The sequence below is a fragment of the Flavobacterium sp. S87F.05.LMB.W.Kidney.N genome (assembly GCF_004366435.1).
Lineage (GTDB): Bacteria > Bacteroidota > Bacteroidia > Flavobacteriales > Flavobacteriaceae > Flavobacterium.
Genome location: NZ_SODX01000001.1, coordinates 692,499 through 713,983, shown reverse-complemented (window position 1 = coordinate 713,983; position 21,485 = coordinate 692,499). Strand labels below are relative to the sequence as shown.

Annotated in this window: 19 protein-coding genes; 12 read left to right on the top strand and 7 right to left on the bottom strand. The window is 32.6% G+C overall.

Annotated elements, in window-relative coordinates:
• Positions 1-105 precede the first annotated feature (105 nt).
• The 3 genes from EDB96_RS03185 to EDB96_RS03175 form a co-directional block, all read right to left on the bottom strand.
• On the bottom strand, positions 106-705 hold the full coding sequence (locus EDB96_RS03185) for a DNA-3-methyladenine glycosylase family protein (protein WP_134139193.1): 600 nt from the start codon (positions 703-705) through the stop codon (positions 106-108).
• Between the two features lie 207 nt (positions 706-912).
• Positions 913-3,414, bottom strand: a complete 2,502-nt coding sequence (locus tag EDB96_RS03180) for a DUF5686 family protein (protein WP_134139191.1) — start codon at positions 3,412-3,414, stop codon at positions 913-915.
• 70 nt (positions 3,415-3,484) lie between these two features.
• Positions 3,485-4,462 carry a pyruvate dehydrogenase complex E1 component subunit beta gene (locus EDB96_RS03175; RefSeq protein ID WP_071636151.1) on the bottom strand — a complete coding sequence of 326 codons (978 nt, stop codon included), beginning with the start codon at positions 4,460-4,462 and terminating at the stop codon, positions 3,485-3,487.
• A 500-nt stretch (positions 4,463-4,962) separates the two neighbouring features.
• Here EDB96_RS03175 and EDB96_RS03170 point away from each other — a divergent pair, with 500 nt between their 5' ends.
• The 4 genes from EDB96_RS03170 to EDB96_RS03155 all read left to right on the top strand — a co-directional run bounded on the left by EDB96_RS03170 (position 4,963) and on the right by EDB96_RS03155 (position 8,523).
• Positions 4,963-5,709 (top strand): electron transfer flavoprotein subunit beta/FixA family protein, encoded by a 747-nt coding sequence (locus EDB96_RS03170; RefSeq protein WP_134139190.1) that lies wholly within the window; start codon positions 4,963-4,965, stop codon positions 5,707-5,709.
• 86 nt (positions 5,710-5,795) lie between these two features.
• Entirely contained in the window at positions 5,796-6,764 is a 969-nt protein-coding gene (locus EDB96_RS03165) for an electron transfer flavoprotein subunit alpha/FixB family protein (protein ID WP_134139188.1), read from the top strand.
• A gap of 164 nt (positions 6,765-6,928) precedes the next feature.
• Positions 6,929-7,552 (top strand): bifunctional nuclease family protein, encoded by a 624-nt coding sequence (locus EDB96_RS03160; RefSeq protein ID WP_057117598.1) that lies wholly within the window; start codon positions 6,929-6,931, stop codon positions 7,550-7,552.
• A gap of 119 nt (positions 7,553-7,671) precedes the next feature.
• Positions 7,672-8,523: a thymidylate synthase gene (locus tag EDB96_RS03155; RefSeq protein WP_134139187.1), complete on the top strand. Its 852-nt coding sequence runs from the start codon at positions 7,672-7,674 to the stop codon at positions 8,521-8,523.
• A 37-nt stretch (positions 8,524-8,560) separates the two neighbouring features.
• Here the strand turns inward: EDB96_RS03155 and EDB96_RS03150 are convergent, their stop codons facing one another.
• A complete protein-coding gene (locus EDB96_RS03150) occupies positions 8,561-8,857 on the bottom strand; it encodes an isoamylase early set domain-containing protein (RefSeq protein ID WP_057117600.1) in 297 nt (98 codons plus the stop codon).
• A gap of 239 nt (positions 8,858-9,096) precedes the next feature.
• Here EDB96_RS03150 and EDB96_RS03145 point away from each other — a divergent pair, with 239 nt between their 5' ends.
• The 4 genes from EDB96_RS03145 (at position 9,097) to EDB96_RS03130 (ending at position 11,961) form a co-directional block, all read left to right on the top strand.
• Positions 9,097-9,441, top strand: a complete 345-nt coding sequence (locus EDB96_RS03145) for a 2TM domain-containing protein (RefSeq protein ID WP_057117601.1) — start codon at positions 9,097-9,099, stop codon at positions 9,439-9,441.
• A 12-nt stretch (positions 9,442-9,453) separates the two neighbouring features.
• Positions 9,454-9,936: a dihydrofolate reductase gene (locus tag EDB96_RS03140; protein ID WP_057117602.1), complete on the top strand. Its 483-nt coding sequence runs from the start codon at positions 9,454-9,456 to the stop codon at positions 9,934-9,936.
• 581 nt (positions 9,937-10,517) lie between these two features.
• Entirely contained in the window at positions 10,518-11,249 is a 732-nt protein-coding gene (ubiE, locus tag EDB96_RS03135) for a bifunctional demethylmenaquinone methyltransferase/2-methoxy-6-polyprenyl-1,4-benzoquinol methylase UbiE (RefSeq protein ID WP_057117603.1), read from the top strand.
• 1 nt (position 11,250) lies between these two features.
• Positions 11,251-11,961 carry a porin family protein gene (locus EDB96_RS03130; RefSeq protein ID WP_134139185.1) on the top strand — a complete coding sequence of 237 codons (711 nt, stop codon included), beginning with the start codon at positions 11,251-11,253 and terminating at the stop codon, positions 11,959-11,961.
• A 9-nt stretch (positions 11,962-11,970) separates the two neighbouring features.
• Here EDB96_RS03130 and EDB96_RS03125 read toward each other — a convergent pair whose 3' ends face one another.
• Complete coding sequence (locus EDB96_RS03125) at positions 11,971-12,699, bottom strand: TrmH family RNA methyltransferase (RefSeq protein WP_134139184.1); 729 nt, start codon at positions 12,697-12,699, stop codon at positions 11,971-11,973.
• A 37-nt stretch (positions 12,700-12,736) separates the two neighbouring features.
• Here EDB96_RS03125 and EDB96_RS03120 point away from each other — a divergent pair, with 37 nt between their 5' ends.
• The 3 genes from EDB96_RS03120 (at position 12,737) to accD (ending at position 17,368) form a co-directional block, all read left to right on the top strand.
• A complete protein-coding gene (locus EDB96_RS03120; RefSeq protein ID WP_082586809.1) occupies positions 12,737-15,310 on the top strand; it encodes a BamA/TamA family outer membrane protein in 2,574 nt (857 codons plus the stop codon).
• 60 nt (positions 15,311-15,370) lie between these two features.
• A complete protein-coding gene (gene fbaA / locus EDB96_RS03115) occupies positions 15,371-16,438 on the top strand; it encodes a class II fructose-bisphosphate aldolase (RefSeq protein WP_057117606.1) in 1,068 nt (355 codons plus the stop codon).
• A 75-nt stretch (positions 16,439-16,513) separates the two neighbouring features.
• Complete coding sequence (gene accD / locus EDB96_RS03110; protein WP_026728501.1) at positions 16,514-17,368, top strand: acetyl-CoA carboxylase, carboxyltransferase subunit beta; 855 nt, start codon at positions 16,514-16,516, stop codon at positions 17,366-17,368.
• 171 nt (positions 17,369-17,539) lie between these two features.
• Here the strand turns inward: accD and EDB96_RS03105 are convergent, their stop codons facing one another.
• Positions 17,540-18,427 carry a cupin-like domain-containing protein gene (locus EDB96_RS03105; RefSeq protein ID WP_134139183.1) on the bottom strand — a complete coding sequence of 296 codons (888 nt, stop codon included), beginning with the start codon at positions 18,425-18,427 and terminating at the stop codon, positions 17,540-17,542.
• Positions 18,428-18,506: 79 nt separating this feature from the next.
• The gene (locus EDB96_RS03100) at positions 18,507-19,754 is read right to left on the bottom strand and encodes an ABC transporter permease (RefSeq protein WP_134139181.1); all 1,248 of its coding nucleotides are present in this window, start codon (positions 19,752-19,754) and stop codon (positions 18,507-18,509) included.
• A 165-nt stretch (positions 19,755-19,919) separates the two neighbouring features.
• Between EDB96_RS03100 and purH the strand changes: the two genes are divergently transcribed.
• On the top strand, positions 19,920-21,446 hold the full coding sequence (gene purH, locus EDB96_RS03095; RefSeq protein ID WP_057117609.1) for a bifunctional phosphoribosylaminoimidazolecarboxamide formyltransferase/IMP cyclohydrolase: 1,527 nt from the start codon (positions 19,920-19,922) through the stop codon (positions 21,444-21,446).
• Positions 21,447-21,485 lie beyond the last annotated feature (39 nt).

The window sequence follows — 21,485 nt, the reverse complement described above, 5'->3', positions numbered from 1 at the left end:
TTTTTATTGTTTCTATAATTTCGGTTGCAAAAATAACTAAAGAATCCAGTTTTACAATAAAAAACAAGGTTAAATTATCCTCATTAGAGTTTAAAAAACAAGCATTTAATAGGTAATTTTTCTGTTTCGCTTATTTAGGTAGTAATGCCAGAGCAAATAGGTTGCATACGATCGATACGGGCTCCATTGTTCGGCATGAATTTCCATTTCTTGTTTATCGTGTATATTCAACAATTCTTTAATGGTATTTACGACTGCAATATCTCCTAACGGAATCAAATCTGGGTCTTGAAGGCAGAACATTAAATAAATATCTATTGTCCAGTTTCCGATGCCTTTTAACTTTATAAGTTCTTCACGAACTTCCTTTGCTGATTTTGAAGCCAAACTTTCAACATCTAATTCTTTGTTTAAAATCGCTTCGGCTAAAATCTTAATGTATTTTGTTTTTTGACGGCTGACACCAAGATTTCGATATTCTTCATCAGAAAGGACAGCCATAGTTTCTGGATTACAAGTAGTGTAAGATTTAATTTTTAAGAATGTGGCTTTCGCCGAATCTATGGAAACCTGCTGTTCGAGTATTAATAAAACCAAAGTCTCAAATCCCTGCGGTCGTTTCGGAATTGCCGGAAGTCCATACTTCTCGATTATCTCTCGAAATATTGGATTTTTATTGATTAGAAAATCGATGGCTTCCTGCATGGCTTTTACTTTGAAATCTATCTCAAAATTAAAGAAAAAAGAATTTCGCAGGGATAAAGTTTTTTCACGCAGATTTTGCAGATTTAAACAGATTTTTAAATTTAGCAGAAATTACAAATCTGCAAAATCTGGCTCAAACAAAAAAGCCGCAAAGATTTAAACCTTTGCGACTTTGTAACTTTGTACCTGTGAACCTCATCTAAAAACTTAAAAATAGAATCCGAAAGATCCTTTTATAGCAAATTTATGAGCATCTGGCATATCTAAATAATTTCCTCTCCACGAAAAATCAAGTCTGAAAACTTTAAAGATATTTCCAATTCCGGCGTTGTATTCCCAGTATACTTTTTCAGGAGCATTATAAGGCAATCCAGAAGCATTAATGGCGCGATTAGCATCAGAAATAGTTCCATGAACGGCTCTAACTCCTATAAATTCTCTCCAATTTAATTTTCTCATGAATGGAATTCTAGCAAATAATCTTCCTCCAAAATCATGATTCCATTGTAAGGTTGTGTATTGATCTGTAACAAATTCGTAGAAATTCAAATTACTAAACGTATTTTCTATCGTAAAATAAGTTTGGTTACCTGGAATTACGCTCATCAATCCTAACGGAATTGTTCCAAAGGTTTTTCCCGTTTCTACTATAATATTTGATCTTCCTAATGGTCCGATAATAATAGGCTGTTTATAGAAAATCTGAATTTTTTCATACGCAAAATCACTATCCATAACTCCTTTAAGACCGTAACTAAAGTTTACAAAGAAATGACTAAAAGGACTGTCTACTAAATCTCTTTCTACTCCGTAACCAATCGTTTTTCGGTTCGGCATATATTCAAATTGAATATTGGCTTCTGATTGTTTTACGTCACTTTTAACAACTCCCATCGGATTTGCTGCAGTTGGCAATGTCGTATAATAATCTAAACTAAAAGTTTTCGAAGCCGATTCTAATGTTCGATATGAGAATCCCGCCGAAACAATAAAGTTCTTCTTAGCTTCCATTTCAACAGAAACATTGCTCAGGTTTATATTGGTCAGCTTTCCGTTACTTCCTGTTGTAAATAAGGCAGAAGATGCAAAACTTCGTCCTAAAACATCATTCGTAGTAGTTAAACTTGCTCCAATTTGCTCGATGTCGCGCCTGTTTCCTCCAGAAATAATAACTCGGTTTTTCTTATCAACCATCCATTTTCCTGAAAGTCCGTATTTGAATTTATTATCATCAAATCCGTATGCTGTATAAGCTTGTATACGCCAAGGGTCATTTGGACCAAAATAAGTTCTTCCGCCTACCCTTAATCTTAAACCTTCAACTTCATTATACCCAAAGGTCGAATAAATAGGTCCGTAATCGAAATTCTTAAATTCGACGTAACCGCTTCCCAAGATGGAGACGAGATTATACAACTGTTTAAATCGCTTAACGGTCTGCAATGTATCAAGCATTTTATAAACGCCTGCTTCGTCTTTATTTAATTTTTCAAAACGATTTTCTTCCCAGAATTCAGGCGGTCGTTCATAGACGGCATTGTCTATAAAATTGACTTCTTCTTTATAGAATTTCTCTGGTTTTTGAATATTGAATTTATGATTACGATACAATGTCGTTCGTTTTCCATAAACTCCTTTTGATTTTTCTTTTTTATTTAAAGCAAAATCAGACATCATATAATCACGGGTTAAAAGGAAAACAGAATCGTTTTGTACTTCAAACTCCTGTTCGATATAAATATCTTTTACCCAGTTAATATTGGCGCTTTTTGTTACACCCATATTAATTTTTTTGATCGCAAAAGTCGTATCGTTTACCCAGAAATCACCTTTAAAAGTCAATTCGTTTTTACGTCTTGGATAGAAAACAATGTTGTAACACCATTTTTTATCAATATACGCACTGTCTTTTAAGACATAATTGTAAACATCAATCCCTGTTCGCGAAAGCGGACTTGTGAAGCTTTTATCAAAAAATTTAAGGTGATTATCGTAAATATTATAATCGGAATAAAGGTCTTTTACAAATGATAAAATCTGCTGATTCCCATTAAAACCAGACATTTTATTTCCAGTTAGGTTTTCTTTTACTTTCTTTAGTTTATTATCTCCGTAAACATCATAAACTGATTCGTTGATGAAAATTGGCAGATAAGTTTTTCCGGTAACATCCGAAGTATCAACATGATTAAAGATAAACTCCATTCCCTTGAAAAGTTTGTTTTTCATGAATGCGCTATCAATAGTATTCATATCAAACTCTACTTTTTCATACTTCTGCATTTGATATTGATTAAATTGGTAAAGTCCGTTTTTACGTTTTCTTTCCCATATTTTTCTCAAAATATCAAGCGCTGGATTATTCTTTTTGGAGGTTTTACCAGTATAAATTACAACTTCATTAAGTGCTTCGGCTTCGCCTAAAACAATTTTAAAATTATAATTAACTGCTTTTTCTAGTGGAACTTCTTTATCTGAAAATCCTGCCGAGGTAACTAATAAAGCTGTATAAGTATTTGGAGATTCTAAATAAAAACGACCGTCTTCATTAGAAACGATTCCAGTATTTGAACCTTTAAAAACAACATTTGCAAAAGGTATCGGCTGATTAGATTTGTCCAAAACAATTCCACTCACTTTCGTTTGTGCAGTAGCAATAGTCGCAAATGCGATTACAAAAAATAGGCTGAGTAAAATTATTCTTTTCATAATCTGGGCAAAAAAAAACTTCATCAATTAACTATGAATGATGAAGTTTTGTGAGTATTTTAAATATGTATTATTTGTATAATACTTTTTTAACTGCTTTTACTACATCACCTGCGTTTGGCAACCAGTCTTTTAACAGTACTGGAGAGTAAGGTGCAGGAGTGTCTGCTGTTGTAATACGTTGAATTGGCGCATCAAGGAAGTCGAATGCTTGTTCTTGAACAATATATGTAATTTCAGAAGAAATACTTGCAAATGGCCAAGCTTCTTCAAGAATTACTAAACGATTTGTTTTTTTTACAGATTTAAGGATTGCATCTTTATCCATAGGACGAACTGTTCTTAAATCGATAATCTCACAAGAGATTCCTTCTTTAGCTAATTCGTCAGCAGCAATAAAAGCTTCTTTGATAATTTTTCCGAAAGAAACAATAGTTACATCTGTTCCTTCACGCTTAATATCAGCAACTCCTAATGGAATTGTGTATTCTCCGTCCGGCACTTCACCTTTGTCACCATACATTTGCTCAGATTCCATGAAAATTACGGGATCATTATCGCGAATTGCAGATTTTAAAAGTCCTTTCGCATCGTAAGGAGTTGAAGGAACAACAACTTTAAGACCTGGAGTGTTAGCAAACCAGTTTTCTAAAGCTTGCGAGTGTGTAGCTCCTAATTGACCAGCAGAAGCTGTTGGTCCGCGGAAAACGATTGGCACATTAAATTGTCCCCCGGTCATTTGACGCATTTTAGCAGCATTATTTATGATTTGATCAATACCAACTAAACAGAAGTTGAATGTCATATATTCTACAATAGGACGATTTCCGTTCATTGCAGAACCTACTGCAATTCCTGTAAAACCAAGCTCAGCAATTGGAGTATCAATAACTCTTTTTTCGCCAAACTCTGCAAGCATTCCTTTTGAAGCTTTATATGCTCCGTTGTATTCTGCAACTTCTTCGCCCATTAAATATATGGATTCATCGTGACGCATTTCTTCACTCATCGCTTCGCAAATGGCCTCTCTAAATTGTATTGTTCTCATATTTATATTGTATGTTGAATTTTCTGAAGAGCAAAAATAAATATTTTAAATAACTTAAAAGCATAAATTGAATTTAAAATCGCATGAAGTTCTTTCTCTCTTTAGCTTTTAACTTTTTAAAGTTAATTGTGATATTTACGAAATCGATATAATAACGTAAAATTCACACTTAATTTACTGAAAATATTTTTTAGACAAACTTTAATCTATTTGTTTAATTCTTGTTTCTCTGAAATTCATTCATCAAAACGTAAATATTCGAAGTTTATTATTTTTAACACAATTTTTTTTACATTGCAAATTTGTACGATATTATAAAATTACTAATAATCAGGCAAAATGATTGATTTTTTATTTTTAGATTCCGATAAAAATCATCTCAAACTATAGAATCTGCGAAATCGTAATAGTTTTAAAAAATATTATGCATGCATAGTATAATTATTCCAAATTAAATTCTAAATTTGTAAAAGCATATTATAAATTCAAAATATATACTTATGAAAATACTAGTTTGCATCAGCCATGTGCCTGATACTACTTCAAAAATTAACTTTACTAACGGCGATTCAGAATTTGATACAGCCGGCGTACAATATGTGATTAATCCTAACGACGAATTTGGGCTTACACGTGCAATTTGGTTTCAAGAACAACAAGGTGCAAATGTAACTGTAGTAAATGTCGGAGGTCCTGATACTGAACCAACATTACGTAAAGCTTTGGCAATTGGTGCAAACGAAGCAATTCGTGTTAACGCGAATCCTACTGATGGTTTTTTTGTTGCTAAACAATTAGCAGAAGTAATTAAAAACGGCGGTTACGATCTTGTAATTGCAGGAAAAGAATCTCTTGATTATAATGGCGGAATGGTTCCTGGAATGATCGCTGGAATTTTAGGTTCTAACTTTTTAAATTCTTGTACAGCTCTTACAGTTGACGGAAACAATGTAAAAGCTGTTCGTGAAATCGATGGTGGTAAAGAAACAGTAAGCACTACTCTACCTTTAATTATTGGAGGTCAAAAAGGTCTTGTTGAAGAAAAAGATTTACGTATTCCGAACATGAGAGGAATTATGACAGCAAGAACTAAAGCTTTAACTATTTTGGAACCAGTTGATGCTCCAGTAAATACTAAAGCGGTGAAATTTGAAAAACCAGCTCCAAAATCAGCAGTAAAATTAATTTCTCCTGATAATTTAGATGAGTTAATCAATTTATTACACAACGAAGCGAAGGTAATCTAGTAATCAGTTCAGTCTCGGTTTTCAGCTTTCAGTTGATCAACTTGAAACCTGAAACTTGAAACTCATAACCTCTAAACAAAAAAATCATGTCAATATTAATATATGCAGAATCTGCAGAAGGAAAATTTAAAAAAGTAGCATTCGAATTAGCTTCTTATGCAAAAAAAGTAGCCGAAAGTTTAGGAACAACTGTTACGGCTTTAACTGTAAACATTAGCGACGTAAGCGAATTAGGCAAATACGGAGTTGATAAAGTTTTAAAAGTAAATAACGATAAATTAGCTGGTTTTACTGCTAAAGCTTATGCCGATGTAATTAAACAAGCTGCTGAAAAAGAAGGAACAAAAGTAGTTTTACTTTCTTCTACAACAGATAGTATTTATCTTTCATCATTGGTTGCAGTAGCTTTAAATGCTGGTTTTGCATCAAATGTTGTTGGATTGCCAGTTAGCACTTCTCCTTTCCAAGTAAAAAGAAATGCGTTCTCAAACAAAGCTTTCAACATTACTCAAATCGATACAGATGTAAAAGTTCTTGGTTTAGCTAAAAACTCTTACGGAATTTTTGAAAGTGCAGGATCTGCTGCTGAAGAAGATTTTAATCCAACTATTGGTGATAATGACTTTAGTGTAAAAGTAGAATCTGTTGAAAAAGTTTCTGGAAAAGTTTCTATTGCTGATGCTGATATCGTAGTTTCTGGCGGACGCGGATTGAAAGGTCCAGAAAACTGGGGATTAATCGAAGATCTTGCTGCTGTTTTAGGCGCTGCAACTGCATGTTCTAAACCCGTTTCAGACTTAGGATGGAGACCTCACAGCGAGCACGTTGGACAAACAGGAAAACCAGTTGCAACTAATTTATATATTGCTGTAGGTATTTCTGGAGCTATTCAACATATTGCTGGTATTAACTCATCAAAGGTAAAAGTGGTTATCAATAACGATCCTGAAGCTCCTTTCTTTAAAGTTGCTGATTACGGAATTGTTGGTGATGCTTTTGAAATTGTACCTCAATTAACAGAGAAATTAAAAGCTTTTAAAGCTCAGCATTCTTAATTCAAGAATTCTCTTCAAAATATTTGCTGCCTAAAAACAAGATATTGTATCTTTGTTTATAGGCAGCTTTTTTGTTCCATATTTTTTGATTAAAATTGCAGCTTTATTTTTCAAACAAAAAAAGCAATAAAACAAGGCTCTAAGTGCCTTTTTTACAAACATATATGAGTCTAGTAAAATTATCTATAAAAGGAATTTCATACAGTCAAACTCAAAATGGAGCTTATGCCCTAATTTTGAACGAAGTTGATGGCGAACGAAAATTACCTATCGTTATTGGCGCTTTTGAGGCCCAGTCGATAGCTATTGCCTTAGAAAAAGAAATAAAACCACCTCGTCCGTTAACACACGATTTATTCAAAAACTTCGCTGAAAGATTTGATATTGTAGTAAAACAAGTAATTATTCACAAACTGGTTGACGGCGTTTTTTATTCTAGTTTAATCTGCGAAAGAGATAAAATTGAAGAAATTATCGATGCCAGAACTTCTGATGCAATCGCTTTAGCTTTACGCTTTAATGCACCGATTTTTACTTATAAAAACATCTTAGATAAAGCAGGAATTTATTTAAAATCAAATACTGCAGATACAGATCAAGGTTCTCAGGAAATTGATGATGTTCTTTCGAATCCAGAAACTTTTGGACACGAGGAAGAAACAAATCAATCTGGAGAAGTTTACGCAAAACATACCCTGCAAGAACTGAATGAACTTTTGGATCAAGCCGTTTCTCAGGAAGATTACGAAAAAGCAGCCAAAATTAGAGACGAAATCTCGAAAAGATAATTTTATGGCTATAAGCCATAGGCCTTAGGCTGTAAGCTTAAGCTAAAAACATAAAAAATCCAAGCTATAAGCATTTTAGGAAAAAGCCTAAAGCTTATAGCATAAAGATTAAAGCATTTATGAAGCAATACTTAGATTTAGTAAAACACGTTTTAGAAAACGGCTGTCAAAAAGGAGACCGAACTGGAACTGGAACAAAAAGTGTTTTTGGTTACCAAATGCGTTTTGATTTAAGTGAAGGTTTCCCAATGGTTACGACCAAAAAATTACATTTAAAATCGATCATTTACGAATTGCTTTGGTTTTTAAAAGGCGATACAAACGTAAAATATCTTCAGGAAAACGGAGTAAAAATCTGGGATGAATGGGCAGATTCTAATGGTGATTTAGGACCTGTTTACGGACATCAATGGAGAAACTGGAACAGTGAAGAAATTGATCAGATTACTGAATTAATTACTGAATTAAAAACAAATCCGAACAGTCGCAGAATGCTGGTTTCTGCTTGGAATCCTTCGGTTTTGCCAGACACTAAAAAATCATTTGAAGAAAATGTAGCTAACAATAAAGCGGCTTTGCCTCCATGTCATGCATTTTTTCAATTTTATGTGGCAACACCAGATTTAGAAAAAGGAGAAACTAAAGGAAAATTATCTTGTCAGTTATACCAAAGAAGCGCAGATATATTTTTAGGAGTTCCTTTTAATATTGCTTCTTACGCATTATTGACCATGATGATTGCTCAGGTTTGTGATTTAGAACCAGGCGATTTTATTCACACTTTTGGTGACGCACATATTTACAACAATCATTTTGAGCAATTGGAATTACAATTGACTCGCGAACCAAAACCATTACCAAAAATGATTTTAAATCCAGAGATTAAAAACATTTTTGATTTTGATTTTAATGATTTTACATTAGTAGATTACGATCCGCATCCTGCTATAAAAGGAAGTGTTGCAATATAATTATAAAAAAATCCGCTTGAATTTTAAGCGGATTTTTTTATACAACTAAAACACTATTTTCACTTCCAGCATAATCATTCCATTTGTAGAAATCTGCTTCTGGATCATTTACATAAATCCCGTCGATTACATACTTAAATTCGTAAATCGCATCTTTCACCAAATCATAAGTCGCTTTAAAAGTTCCATTTTTCAACTTACTTAAAGTTCCTTCTTCAACATTCCAGTTGTTAAAATCCCCTACGACCGCTGCCGAATCAGCGTCTTTGGCATCTATAGAAAATGTTACTTTACAAACTGGCTTCGTTTTGATAAATTGTTTTTTTAAAGACATAACTATTTAGTTTTTAGTTTTATACATCTAAAATTAATTAAAATCAACCAAACACTCACCACCACGGCAATCGATTTATGATAATACTAAAAACAGGATGTCATTTTAGATTTATCTATAATTTTAAAGACATAAAATTTCGTTTTTCAAATTCTTATATCGATTTAAAACAAATATTGTATCTCCAAAATATTGACTTTCAAAAATAAATTTTAACTTTATAATCTCATATTTATCTTATGGAAAAAGAAGTGCACGAACAATACGAATACGCTAGACGACGATTAAGACAAAAAAAAATACTATATTTTCATTTTGTTCTTTTCCTTTTAGGAAGTTTATTTTTATTTATTGCTAATAGATTTTTTGGTTTTGGAGAAGGGACAACTCAAAACTGGTGTATTTGGGGTATTACGATCTGGCTTTTTATTTTTATTTTACATTTTATAAAAGTTTACATTACCGACCGCTTTATGAATAAAAAATGGGAAAGAGAGCAAATTGACAGATTAGTGGCTTTACAACAAAAAAGAATCACGCAGCTTGAATCCTCTATTAATGAAGAGAATGAAAATAAAATTTAGTTTCAGCATACCATGATTATAATGATAGCGGCAGCAGCCGAAAACAATGCGCTTGGAAAAAACAATGAATTAGTATGGCATCTGCCAAATGATTTTAAACGTTTTAAATCGCTTACTACAGGGCATCATATTATTATGGGAAGAAAAACTTTTGAAAGTTTCCCAAAACCATTGCCAGACCGAGTTCATGTTGTAATTACACGTCAGGAAAATTACCAGCCAGAAGGATGTATTGTTGTCGACAGTATTGAAAAAGCAATTGCTGTTTGTCCTGAAAATGATGATAGTTATATTATAGGAGGCGGTGAAATTTACAATCTGGCACTTCCATTTACCGATATAATAGAACTTACTAGAGTTCACCATACTTTTGAAGCAGATGCTTTTTTTCCAAAAATTAGCAGAAGTGAATGGATTTTGGTAGAATCTGAAGAAAATTACAAAGATGAAAAACATCTTTATGATTATACTTATGAAACTTACATTAGAAAATAAATAAAAAAACATCCTCTTTTGGGAGGATGTTTTTAAAACGATTGATTTTTTAGACCTGACTTACTCAAGAATAGTTTTGTTTAAAATCACAAATACTTAAAAAGCATTTGAAATAACTGAATAACATTTAATGTTATTTGAGATATAAATCTCAAAAACGCCTTTAATAACAAATACCACTAAGATATTAAAGGCAGAAAATTAAAATTTCCAAAAACAAATTTAATCCTAAGAACGTATTTTGCACTATAAAATAGTATTTCCCCCCAAGAACAATACTTACAAAACTTTTTCAAGAACAAATGAAATTACAAGTGCAAAAAAAGTAACCATCTGCTTAAGTCTTTGCGGTACTACCAATCATTAAAACTTTAATCATTTTTACTTCTACAAAGTTGCTCATAATGGAGCGATTGGACAATACCGTGATTTGGTTATTTTACCAAAATCCCTAAATTTAGGGATGCAGAGAATACAACTTGAATTAACTTTAAAATAAATCATTCAAAACATTTATTTTACAAATTAAAAAACTCAATTACAGTTAAACTAGATTGTTTATATTTGCCTAAATAAAAAAAATGTCTGAAAAAATAACTCCGTATAAAGACTCTTCTTTAGGTAAAAAAGAGCAAGTAACCCAAATGTTTGACACCATTTCTGGGAATTACGACAATTTAAACCGTGTCATTTCATTTGGAATTGATGTAAAATGGCGTAAAAAAGTATTGAAAATAGTCTCAGACAAAAAACCAAAAGTTATTCTGGACATTGCAACAGGAACTGGCGATTTGGCTATTTTACTTGCACAGACTAATGCTGATAAAATTATTGGTTTAGACATTTCTGAAGGAATGCTGGAAGTTGGAAAAAAGAAAGTTGCAGAAAAAAATCTTTCTAATATTATAGAATTAGTTTTAGGAGATTCTGAAAACATGCCTTTTGAGGATAATTATTTTGACGCTATTACGGTAAGTTTTGGTGTTAGAAATTTTGAAAACCTTGAAAAAGGTTTTGGAGAAATCTTAAGAGTTCTAAAACCAAATGGTGTTTTTGTTATATTAGAAACTTCTGTTCCAGATAAGTTCCCTTATAAACAAGGTTATAATTTTTATAGTAAAAATATACTTCCTTTGATCGGGAAATTATTTTCTAAAGACAATGATGCCTATGGTTATTTATCTGAATCTGCTGCTGCTTTTCCTTATGGAGAAGCGTTAAACAATATTTTGAGAAAAACTGGGTTTATAGATGTTGTGGCAATGCCTCAAACTTTTGGTGTCGCAACGATTTATTCTGCATCTAAAAAATAGTATGAAAAAAGCTGTAATCTTATTTTTATTGGTCTTCGCGACAAATGGGTATTCACAATTTGCTAAAAACATGTTTAGCAAAGACCCTATTATTAATCTTGAAAACTGGCAAAAGCAGCGTGTCTACTTTGGCTATTATTTAGGCTTTAATAGTTTTGACTTTAAATTTGATTACAAAACTCCTGTACAAGCTGATATTCAGGTAAAAAAAACTACTGGTTTTAATGTGGGTGTTGTTGCCGATTTAAGATTACAGGAATATATTAATCTGCGTTTTGAACCAGGATTGTATTATACAAAACGTGATTTATATTTTCCTGGCGTAGGAACTTCAGAAAATGATTATTTGAGAGAAGTAAATAGTACTTATATTCACTTTCCTTTATTATTAAAATTCTCTGCTTTGCGTACAGGAAACATTCGTCCTTACTTAGTTGGCGGTATGTCTACAACTTTAAATTTATCGAGTAATTCTAAATCTAAAGACGATAACTTTCAGCAGAAATTTAGAGTTAAACAATGGACCGCTGCTTATGAATTAGGTGTAGGAATTGATATTTTTACTGAATACTTCATTTTCTCGCCTTCTGTAAGAGGAATGTTTGGTATAACCGACGAACTTATCAGAGATAATACTGCAGATAGTCCGTGGACTGGAAATATTGATTCAATGAAATCTAGAGCGATTTTAATAAATTTCACTTTTCATTAAAACAAAAATCTAACTATTTCGTTTAAATTCACTAAGAATAATTGCTGTTGCTGTAGCTACATTTAAACTTTCGGTTTTTTGCAGCTCTCCAAATCTAGGAATTGTTAGACGAGTTGTAACTAATTTCTCAATCTCTTCTGAAATACCGTTGGCTTCGTTACCCATAATAATGATGCCGTCTTGAGGTAATTCTGATTGATAGATATTTACGCCGTTCATAAAAGTTCCAAAAACGGGCAGTTTAGTTTGAGCAAGGAAAGATTTTAAATCAACGTAATTTATATTTACCCTAGTAATGGAGCCCATTGTTGCTTGCACTACTTTTGGATTATAAATATCTACCGTTTCTTTAGAACAGATTACTTGTTTAATACCAAACCAATCGCAGAGACGTAAAATAGTTCCTAAATTTCCAGGATCTCTAATGTCGTCCAAGACCAAAATTAAACCCGAATCGATTATTTTCTTTTCGGCAGGAATTTTAAAAACAGCCAGACAAGAATTTGGAGTTGCTAAAGCACTTATTTTTTTTAGTTCTTGTTCATTAATAAGAGTTCGTTTAGAAGATTGAACCTCTTCAAAATCATTTAATGTTGTGTATAAATGTTCTAATTCAAAATTGGATTGCAGCAATTCTTGAATTACTTTTACTCCTTCAGCAAAAAATAATTGATTAGCAAAACGCTGCTTTTTTTGGTGTAAACTTGAGATAAGCTTTATTTGGTTTTTACTAACCATAAAATAATGTACTTTTGAATTAAATATTAAAAAACACTTGAAAAATAATTCCACAAAAATAATAGCATTTCTTCTAATTGCAATACTTATTTGCGCTTGTAATGCCGTAAAAAGAGTTCCCGATGGAAAAAACCTTCTTGTAAAAAACAATATTATAGTAAATGGCAAATCTTCAAACGACGAAATTGCCACAAATCAAATGTATCAAAAGCCTAATGGTAAACTATTGGGTTACAAACTTCGATTGAATTTATACAATTTAGCCAATTTAAATCCAGACTCAACTTACCAGGCAAAATTCAAAAACAATCCTGGCAAATATGAGCGTATGTCTAAAATATTATCTGCAAAACAAGTAGATCGTCTGGGACAGTCTTTTTATTACAAAGGAATTCATGAGTTTTTAAAAAATACTGGCGAACCTCCTGTAATTATTGATACTTCTAAAACTAAAAAATCATTGCTTCGTTTGAAATTCTATTATTTCAATAATGGTTATTTTAATGTGAAGACTGATTATACTATTGATACAGTTGGACGAAAAAGAGCCGCAATTAATTATAACATCACTACTGGTCCTGCTTATAAGCTGGATACAATCAAAAGTAATATATTGACACCTGCGCTAGATTCATTATACAAAACAAATAATGAACCTTCTTTGTTAAAATCTGGCAATCAATACAAAACTACAGATTTTGAAGATGAAAAAAATCGTATTACAACATATTTCAGGAATCATGGTGCATATTACTTTCAGCCCACTTACGTAACTTTTGATATTGATACCATTGGCAAAAAGAATAAAGCTGATGTTACTTTAAATATTACTAATAATGTTATTCAAGGAAGAGATTCAAGCCGTACTGAACCTTTCAAACTATACACTATTAGCGACGTTAATATTTACACCGATTATTCTGCCGCAAATTCAAAGAAAAAACCAACCGACAGCACAACGTACAATAATTTCAACCTTTACAGTTACAACAAACTTAAGTACAAGCCTCGTGCCATAACTGATGCTATTTTTATAACCAAAGGAAGTACTTTCGCAGATTTTAGAACTACCCTTTCTTCTCGTTATTTAAACAATTTAAAGATCTTTAATTATCCTTCTATACAATATGAAGTAGACAAAAGAGATTCTACTGCTCAATCTCTTATAGCTAATGTTTATTTAACGCCTAGAAAAAAATATAGTTTTGGAGCAACTTTCGACGTAACGCATTCTAACATTCAAGATTTTGGAATTGGAGCAAGTGTTTCTGAAACCATACGAAATGTATTTAATCGTGCCGAAACCTTAGAAATTTCTGCCCGTTTAAATATTGGTTCTTCTAGGGATATGGCAAATCCAAATAACAATTTCTTCAATGTTTCCGAATATGGTTTGGATCTGAAATTAAACTTTCCGAGAATTTTACTGCCTTTTGGAACTGAAAAAATCATTCCTAAAAGTATGATTCCGTCGACCTCTATTACTTCTGGTTTTTCAAAACAGCGGAATATTGGTTTAGATAAAGAGAATTTCACTGGAGGTATTGCTTATAACTGGTCGCCAAAACGTCATAACACTGCAAAATTAGAATTATTGAATGCACAGTTTGTTCGTAATTTAAATCCTGGCAATTATTTTAATGTCTATACATCTTCTTATAATGATTTGAATAATATTGGAAAAGATTACAATATTAACCCGCTTAACTGGGGAGAAACAACAGAAGAGCAAAATAGAAAAGACCTAACGATACCTAATGGAACTACAGGTTTTACCAATGACGTTTTAACGAATCAAACAGCTTTACTGCCTGGAAATCCGGAATATAAAGAGGTACAAAGTATTGAAGAGCGCCGCATTAGGCTGACAGAAAATGATTTTATTTTGGCTACAAGTTATTCTTTCACTAAAACAACCAAAAAAGATTTAGCAGATAATAACTTCTATCAATTTAGAACAAAAATAGAATCGGCAGGAACATTATTATCTGCGATTTCAAGCATAGGAAATCTACCTAAAAATGCAAGAGGTAATTATGAGATATTCAACTTAGAATACTCAGAGTATATCAAAACCGAATTTGATTACATTAAACACTGGGATTTTGGAAAAGAAAAAGTGCTTGCTGTAAGAAGCTTTTTCGGAATTGCCATTCCGTTTGGAAATTCAAATTACATTCCATTTTCACGAAGTTATTATGGCGGAGGTTCAAACGACAACCGTGCTTGGCAGCCTTATGCTTTAGGACCTGGAAGCACAAATGCTGTAAATGACTTTAATGAGGCAAATATGAAAATTGCAATGAGTGCAGAATTTCGTTTCAAAATTGCGGGTGATGTAAAGGGAGCGATCTTTGCAGATGCCGGAAATATCTGGAATGTGCTCGATAATGTTACTGATGAGAAAGCAAAATTTGACAACTTAAACGATTTAGAAGAAATTGCTTTAGGTACAGGATTTGGTTTAAGATACGATTTAAGCTTTTTTGTTATTCGTTTAGATTTAGGCTTTAAGACTTATAATCCGGCACATGAGAAGGGAGATCGATGGTTTAAAGAATATAATTTTGGACACTCGGTTTTAAATTTTGGTATAAATTATCCGTTCTAATGCTAATTAATTCTTATTTTTGCAACCTAAAAACTAAAAACAACTATAAAAAAAATTACAATGGCACACAATATTAAACCCGGAGTAGCTACAGGAGATCAAGTTCAGGAGATTTTTAATTATGCGAAAGAAAAAGGATTTGCTTTACCTGCAGTAAACGTTACAGGATCTAGTACAATTAATGGAGTTCTAGAAACTGCAGCAAAATTAAATGCACCGGTTATCATTCAATTTTCTAACGGAGGAGCACAATTCAACGCTGGAAAAGGATTATCAAATGCAGGCGAAAAAGCAGCAATCGCTGGTGGTATCGCTGGAGCAAAACACATTCACACTTTAGCAGAAGCTTACGGTGCAACTGTAATTTTACATACTGACCACTGTGCAAAAAAATTATTGCCTTGGATCGATGGTTTATTAGATGCTTCTGAAAAACACTTTGCAGAAACAGGAAAACCATTATTCAGTTCTCATATGATCGATTTGTCTGAGGAGCCAATCGAAGAAAATATTGAGATCTGTAAAGAATATTTAGCTAGAATGAGCAAAATGGGCATGACATTGGAAATCGAACTTGGTATTACAGGTGGAGAAGAAGATGGTGTAGACAACTCTGATGTTGACAGCTCAAAATTATATACACAACCAGAAGAAGTAGCTTATGCTTACGAAGAATTATCTAAAGTAAGTCCTAAATTTACAATTGCTGCTGCTTTTGGAAACGTTCACGGTGTTTACAAACCAGGAAACGTAAAATTAACTCCAAAAATCTTAAAAAATTCTCAAGATTTCGTACAAAAGAAATTCAACACTGGACATAACCCAGTAGATTTCGTTTTCCACGGAGGTTCAGGTTCTACACTTGAAGAAATCAGAGAAGGAATTAGCTACGGAGTTATCAAAATGAACATCGATACAGATTTACAGTTTGCATACACTGAAGGAATCCGTGATTATATGGTTAAAAACCTTGACTATTTAAAATCTCAAATTGGAAACCCAGAAGGTGCTGATGCTCCTAACAAAAAATATTATGACCCAAGAAGATGGGTTCGTGAAAGCGAAGTAACATTCAACGCAAGACTTGAACAAGCTTTTGCTGATTTAAATAATGTGAATACACTATAATAAAAAAGTTTAAAGTTTCAGGTTTCAGGTTTAGCAACTTTAAACTTTAAACCTGAAACAAAAAAAACATTCAATATGGCTTGGTTTAAAAGACAAGAAAAAGGGATTACGACCGCTACAGAAGATAAGATGGACGTTCCGAAAGGATTGTGGTACAAATCTCCTACTGGAAAAATTATTGATGCTGACGAATTAGCTCGTAACTTATTCGTAAGCCCTGAAGATGATTTTCACGTTCGAATTGGAAGCGCAACCTATTTTGAAATTTTATTCGACAACAACGAATTTGTTGAGTTAGATAAAAACATGACATCAAAAGATCCTTTGCATTTTGTGGATACAAAAAAATATGCAGAGAGATTAAAAGATGTAATGGAAAAAACTCATCTTAAAGACGCTGTACGTACGGGAGTAGGAAAATCTAAAGGAAGAGAACTTGTAATTTGCTGTATGGATTTTGCCTTTATTGGCGGATCTATGGGAGCAGTTGTAGGTGAAAAAATCGCAAGAGGTATTGATCACGCGATCAAAAACAAACTGCCTTTTGTAATGATTTCTAAATCTGGTGGAGCTCGTATGATGGAAGCTGCTTATTCTTTAATGCAATTAGCTAAAACTTCTGTAAAACTAGCTCAATTAGCTGAAGCTAAATTACCTTATATCTCTCTTTGTACAGATCCAACAACTGGAGGAACAACTGCATCTTACGCTATGTTAGGAGACATTAATATCTCTGAACCAGGCGCTTTGATTGGCTTTGCTGGCCCACGTGTTGTTCGTGATACTACTGGAAAAGATTTACCAGAAGGTTTCCAAACTGCTGAGTTTCTTTTAGAGCACGGTTTCTTAGACTTTATCACGCCAAGAAAAGAATTGAAAGATAAGATCAACTTATATATCGATTTGATTCAAAACAATGATATTAGATAGTTTTTGAACTATTCAAAATAGAAAAATCCCAAGAAATTGCTTCTTGGGATTTTTTTATATCTACCGATGTGTCGTTCCTACAGAACTTTTTTACTGAATAAATTCACCATAAACATGACATTGAATAGCAATCCTAAAATCCTTCTTCTTTGAAAAAACAAAAAAATTAAATCATCCCGCTTTTTTCAAATCCTTTTTCAATTCCCTATCAGCAATTTTAAAAGCTAGTTTCTCACGCCAAATTGCATAACGTTCTCTAAAAACTATTTTTATGGCGCTATCGACTGCACCATGCATAAACAAGCTCCAAACGCTTCCCATTTTTCGAGTTATTGATCTATCCCACGCACGAAGACTTAGCGAGAAAGAGCCGTCTATGTAGCGCATCCAGTGCCACATTCCGGTAGGCATGAATAGAGTGTCTCCGTGTTCTAGAAAAACCTCATACCCTTCTACTCCTTTTAGTGCCGGAAATTTTTCAAAATCTGGATTGGCAACATCATAATCTTCTAAAGCATAAGTAGTATTTGGCACACAATAGAGCCTCTTTTTCCATTTATTATCGAACAAGATTATATGTTTTCTGCCACCAAAATGTGTGTGAAAGAGATGTGGTAGATCAATATCGTAATGCAGGAAAGTAATCGCCTTCGATCCTCCAAAAAACATGGCAGGCATACTTTCTATAAAACCACCCATTAATTCTTTGGGAATTTTTACATCATTAATTAATTCAGGCCTGTGTTTAAAAAGATTGAAGAAAAAAATACGTAATTGAGTCGGCTCCCTTTTTATTAAATCGAGATATTCACCAAATTTCATACTGGCAATAGAAGCATTAATTACTTTTGCAGGATCTGCCTTAGAATTATCAACTAGCTTTACTTCAATATCTCCTGCAATTTCTTTAAAATAATCCGTAGACCATTTTTCTCGTGCAGGCCAATCTTTGGTTAATCCTTTTATTATAAGAGGCTTTCTTTTATCTAGATAATTCTTTTTAAAATCTTCTCTAGAAATAGATTCAACTGTATCAACATTTTTTAGGATAAAGCTCATTGTTTTCCGATTTAAATTATCTACACCACCACAACAATTATTCTAGTTTTAAAATTTAAGAAGCAAATACACACAATAACTACATTCCAGTTCGAATAGCTTCTACCGGATCTAGATTTGCTGCAGAAATAGCAGGTAAAATTCCCGAAATTAAACCGATAAATGCCGCTAAACCAGTTCCTAAAAGAATATTTCCTAAACTCAAAACAAATTCAAAGTCAAGTAATTTAGTTAAGACTAAAGCAATTCCCCAAACCATAAGAAGTCCAATGATTCCGCCTATAACTGATAAAATTACAGCTTCAAATAAAAACTGGAATAAGATAAATTTATTTTTTGCTCCTAATGATTTCTGAATTCCGATCAGGTTTGTCCTTTCTTTAACAGAAACAAACATAATATTAGCAATTCCGAAACCACCAACCAAAAGCGAAAATCCACTGATTATCCATCCAACAACATTCATTTGTCCTAGAATCCCATCAATAAAATCAGTAAATCCAGAAAGTACATTAATAAAGAAATTATCCATTTCTCCCGCTTTCATTCCGCGAATAGCTCGGAGTTTTTGAGCTATTTGAGCTTTATAAGCTTCCATGTCTACTCCTTTAACTGGTTTTAAAATAATCACAGGTGTCATGGCATCAGTGTCCCCGTACATTCTTCGTAAAAAATTGGCTGGAAGATAAACCGAAGTATCATTACTATCTCCAAAAAAACCTGCACCTTGTTTTGCCATTACACCAATGACGGTAAATCGCTGTCCGTACAAACGGATATTTTTTCCAATTGGATCACTTGAACCAAAAAGTCCTTCAGCAATATCATATCCAAGAACAATAACTGCTGTTCCAGAATTAGATTCAGATTCGTTATAAAATCTGCCTTTATCGAAACTTAATCCATCAATGTTAACCATTTCGCTTGACGATGGAACAATATTTACATCACTAACCGTTTTAGAATCGTATTTTAAACTTTCTCTATTGACAAAAAGCTGATATCCTACTTGATCAGTATCGTTCATAGAATTTTTCAACCCAATATACTCATCATACTTTACATTTGGAAACTGCTCTCTTTTCCATTGTGGAATTTCAGATGGTCCAAAGCAGAATTTCATTAAATAAATCGTATTTTTATCTAAGCTGCTCAAATCTTTAGAGATTTTTTTATCTAAAGAGTCAACGGCAGCCAAAACAGCAATAATTGAAAAAATACCAATTGTAACACCTAAGAGCGACAACAAAGTACGTAATTTATTATTTCGCAAAGCGTTAATAGCAAAGCTCAGACTTTCTTTTAATAATCTTAAATAAACAAGCATATTTTAGTATTTTTCAATAAAGTAAAATTCAATAATTTAAAATCAAAAACCTAATAAAAGTTAACTTACTCATCAGTAGATTTTTTTAGCATTTTGTTACACTAATTTTTTTTAATATAATATATAAAAAAACTACTTTTGCAGTCTCAAAATCATAACTACAAAATGAGCACAACTAAAAAAATACAATCGGCATTAATTTCTGTTTTTTCGAAAGATGGATTAGAACCAATCGTTAGAAAATTACACGAACAAAATGTTACACTTTATTCTACTGGAGGAACTGAAGATTTTATCAAAAACCTTGGAATTCCTGTAGTTCCTGTTGAAGACATTACATCTTTTCCTGAAATTCTTGGAGGAAGAGTTAAAACCTTACATCCAAAAATTTTCGGTGGTATATTGAATCGTCAGGATAATGAAAGTGATGTACAACAAATGAAGGAATTTGATATTCCTCAAATCGATTTAGTTATCGTTGATTTGTATCCTTTTGAAAAAACAGTTGCTTCTGGTGCAAGCGAACAAGATATTATTGAAAAAATTGATATTGGCGGAATTTCATTAATTCGTGCTGGTGCAAAAAATTTCAAAGACACTGTAATTGTAGCTTCTGTGAATGAATACAGTTTGCTTTTAGATTTAATTACAGAACAAGACGGAGCAACAACTCTTGAAAACAGAAGATTGTTTGCCACTAAAGCGTTCCACGTTTCTTCTCATTATGACGGAGCTATTTTTAATTATTTCAACACAGACGAGACTATTTACAAAGAAAGTATTGCAAACGGTCAAGTTTTAAGATATGGTGAAAACCCTCACCAAAAAGGATTTTTCTTTGGAGATTTTGACGCAATGTTCAGCAAACTTCACGGAAAAGAATTATCATACAACAACTTACTTGATGTTGATGCTGCAGTAAATTTAATTGCTGAATTTAAAACTGACGGACCAACGTTCGCAATTTTAAAACATAACAATGCTTGCGGTTTAGCGTCAAGAAAAACAATCAGCGAAGCTTATTTGGCAGCTTTAGCTTGCGATCCTACGTCTGCTTTTGGAGGTGTATTAATCTCAAATACTAAAATTGACTTAGCTACAGCTCAGGAAATCAACAAATTATTCTGCGAAGTAGTTATTGCTCCAGCGTATGATGATGAAGCTGTTGCTGTTTTACAAGAAAAGAAAAACAGAATTATATTAGTTCAAAATGATGTTGAATTACCATCTCGCCAAGTAAGAACTTGTCTTAATGGATTGTTAATTCAGGATAGAAATAATATTACGGATAATAAAGAGCATTTAAAAACCGTTACTATAACAGAACCTACTGCTCAAGAGATCGAAGATTTGATCTTTGCTTCTAAAATCTGCAAGAATACAAAATCAAACACAATTGTTTTTGCTAAGAATGGGACATTGATTTCATCAGGTACAGGTCAGACTTCAAGAGTTGACGCCTTAATACAAGCTGTTGATAAAGCAAAAGCTTTTGGATTTGATTTAAATGGAGCTTCGATGGCGAGTGATGCATTTTTCCCATTTCCGGATTGTGTAGAATTAGCCAAAAAAGCAGGAATTACAGCAGTAATTCAGCCAGGAGGTTCGATAAAAGACGAATTAAGCATAAATTATTGCAACGAAAATAATCTTGCAATGGTATTTACAGGAACTCGTCATTTTAAACATTAATTTGTTTAACTTTGTTCAAAATAATTTATAACATTTTAA

Excerpts from the sequence above, each read along its gene's own strand:
- EDB96_RS03185 (WP_134139193.1), bottom strand. The coding sequence starts at position 705 with ATGCAGGAAGCCATCGATTTTCTAATCAATAAAAATCCAATATTTCGA.
- EDB96_RS03180 (WP_134139191.1), bottom strand. The coding sequence starts at position 3,414 with ATGAAAAGAATAATTTTACTCAGCCTATTTTTTGTAATCGCATTTGCG.
- EDB96_RS03175 (WP_071636151.1), bottom strand. The coding sequence starts at position 4,462 with ATGAGAACAATACAATTTAGAGAGGCCATTTGCGAAGCGATGAGTGAA.
- EDB96_RS03170 (WP_134139190.1), top strand. The coding sequence starts at position 4,963 with ATGAAAATACTAGTTTGCATCAGCCATGTGCCTGATACTACTTCAAAA.
- EDB96_RS03165 (WP_134139188.1), top strand. The coding sequence starts at position 5,796 with ATGTCAATATTAATATATGCAGAATCTGCAGAAGGAAAATTTAAAAAA.
- EDB96_RS03160 (WP_057117598.1), top strand. The coding sequence starts at position 6,929 with ATGAGTCTAGTAAAATTATCTATAAAAGGAATTTCATACAGTCAAACT.
- EDB96_RS03155 (WP_134139187.1), top strand. The coding sequence starts at position 7,672 with ATGAAGCAATACTTAGATTTAGTAAAACACGTTTTAGAAAACGGCTGT.
- EDB96_RS03150 (WP_057117600.1), bottom strand. The coding sequence starts at position 8,857 with ATGTCTTTAAAAAAACAATTTATCAAAACGAAGCCAGTTTGTAAAGTA.
- EDB96_RS03145 (WP_057117601.1), top strand. The coding sequence starts at position 9,097 with ATGGAAAAAGAAGTGCACGAACAATACGAATACGCTAGACGACGATTA.
- EDB96_RS03140 (WP_057117602.1), top strand. The coding sequence starts at position 9,454 with ATGATTATAATGATAGCGGCAGCAGCCGAAAACAATGCGCTTGGAAAA.
- ubiE (WP_057117603.1), top strand. The coding sequence starts at position 10,518 with ATGTCTGAAAAAATAACTCCGTATAAAGACTCTTCTTTAGGTAAAAAA.
- EDB96_RS03130 (WP_134139185.1), top strand. The coding sequence starts at position 11,251 with ATGAAAAAAGCTGTAATCTTATTTTTATTGGTCTTCGCGACAAATGGG.
- EDB96_RS03125 (WP_134139184.1), bottom strand. The coding sequence starts at position 12,699 with ATGGTTAGTAAAAACCAAATAAAGCTTATCTCAAGTTTACACCAAAAA.
- fbaA (WP_057117606.1), top strand. The coding sequence starts at position 15,371 with ATGGCACACAATATTAAACCCGGAGTAGCTACAGGAGATCAAGTTCAG.
- accD (WP_026728501.1), top strand. The coding sequence starts at position 16,514 with ATGGCTTGGTTTAAAAGACAAGAAAAAGGGATTACGACCGCTACAGAA.
- EDB96_RS03105 (WP_134139183.1), bottom strand. The coding sequence starts at position 18,427 with ATGAGCTTTATCCTAAAAAATGTTGATACAGTTGAATCTATTTCTAGA.
- EDB96_RS03100 (WP_134139181.1), bottom strand. The coding sequence starts at position 19,754 with ATGCTTGTTTATTTAAGATTATTAAAAGAAAGTCTGAGCTTTGCTATT.
- purH (WP_057117609.1), top strand. The coding sequence starts at position 19,920 with ATGAGCACAACTAAAAAAATACAATCGGCATTAATTTCTGTTTTTTCG.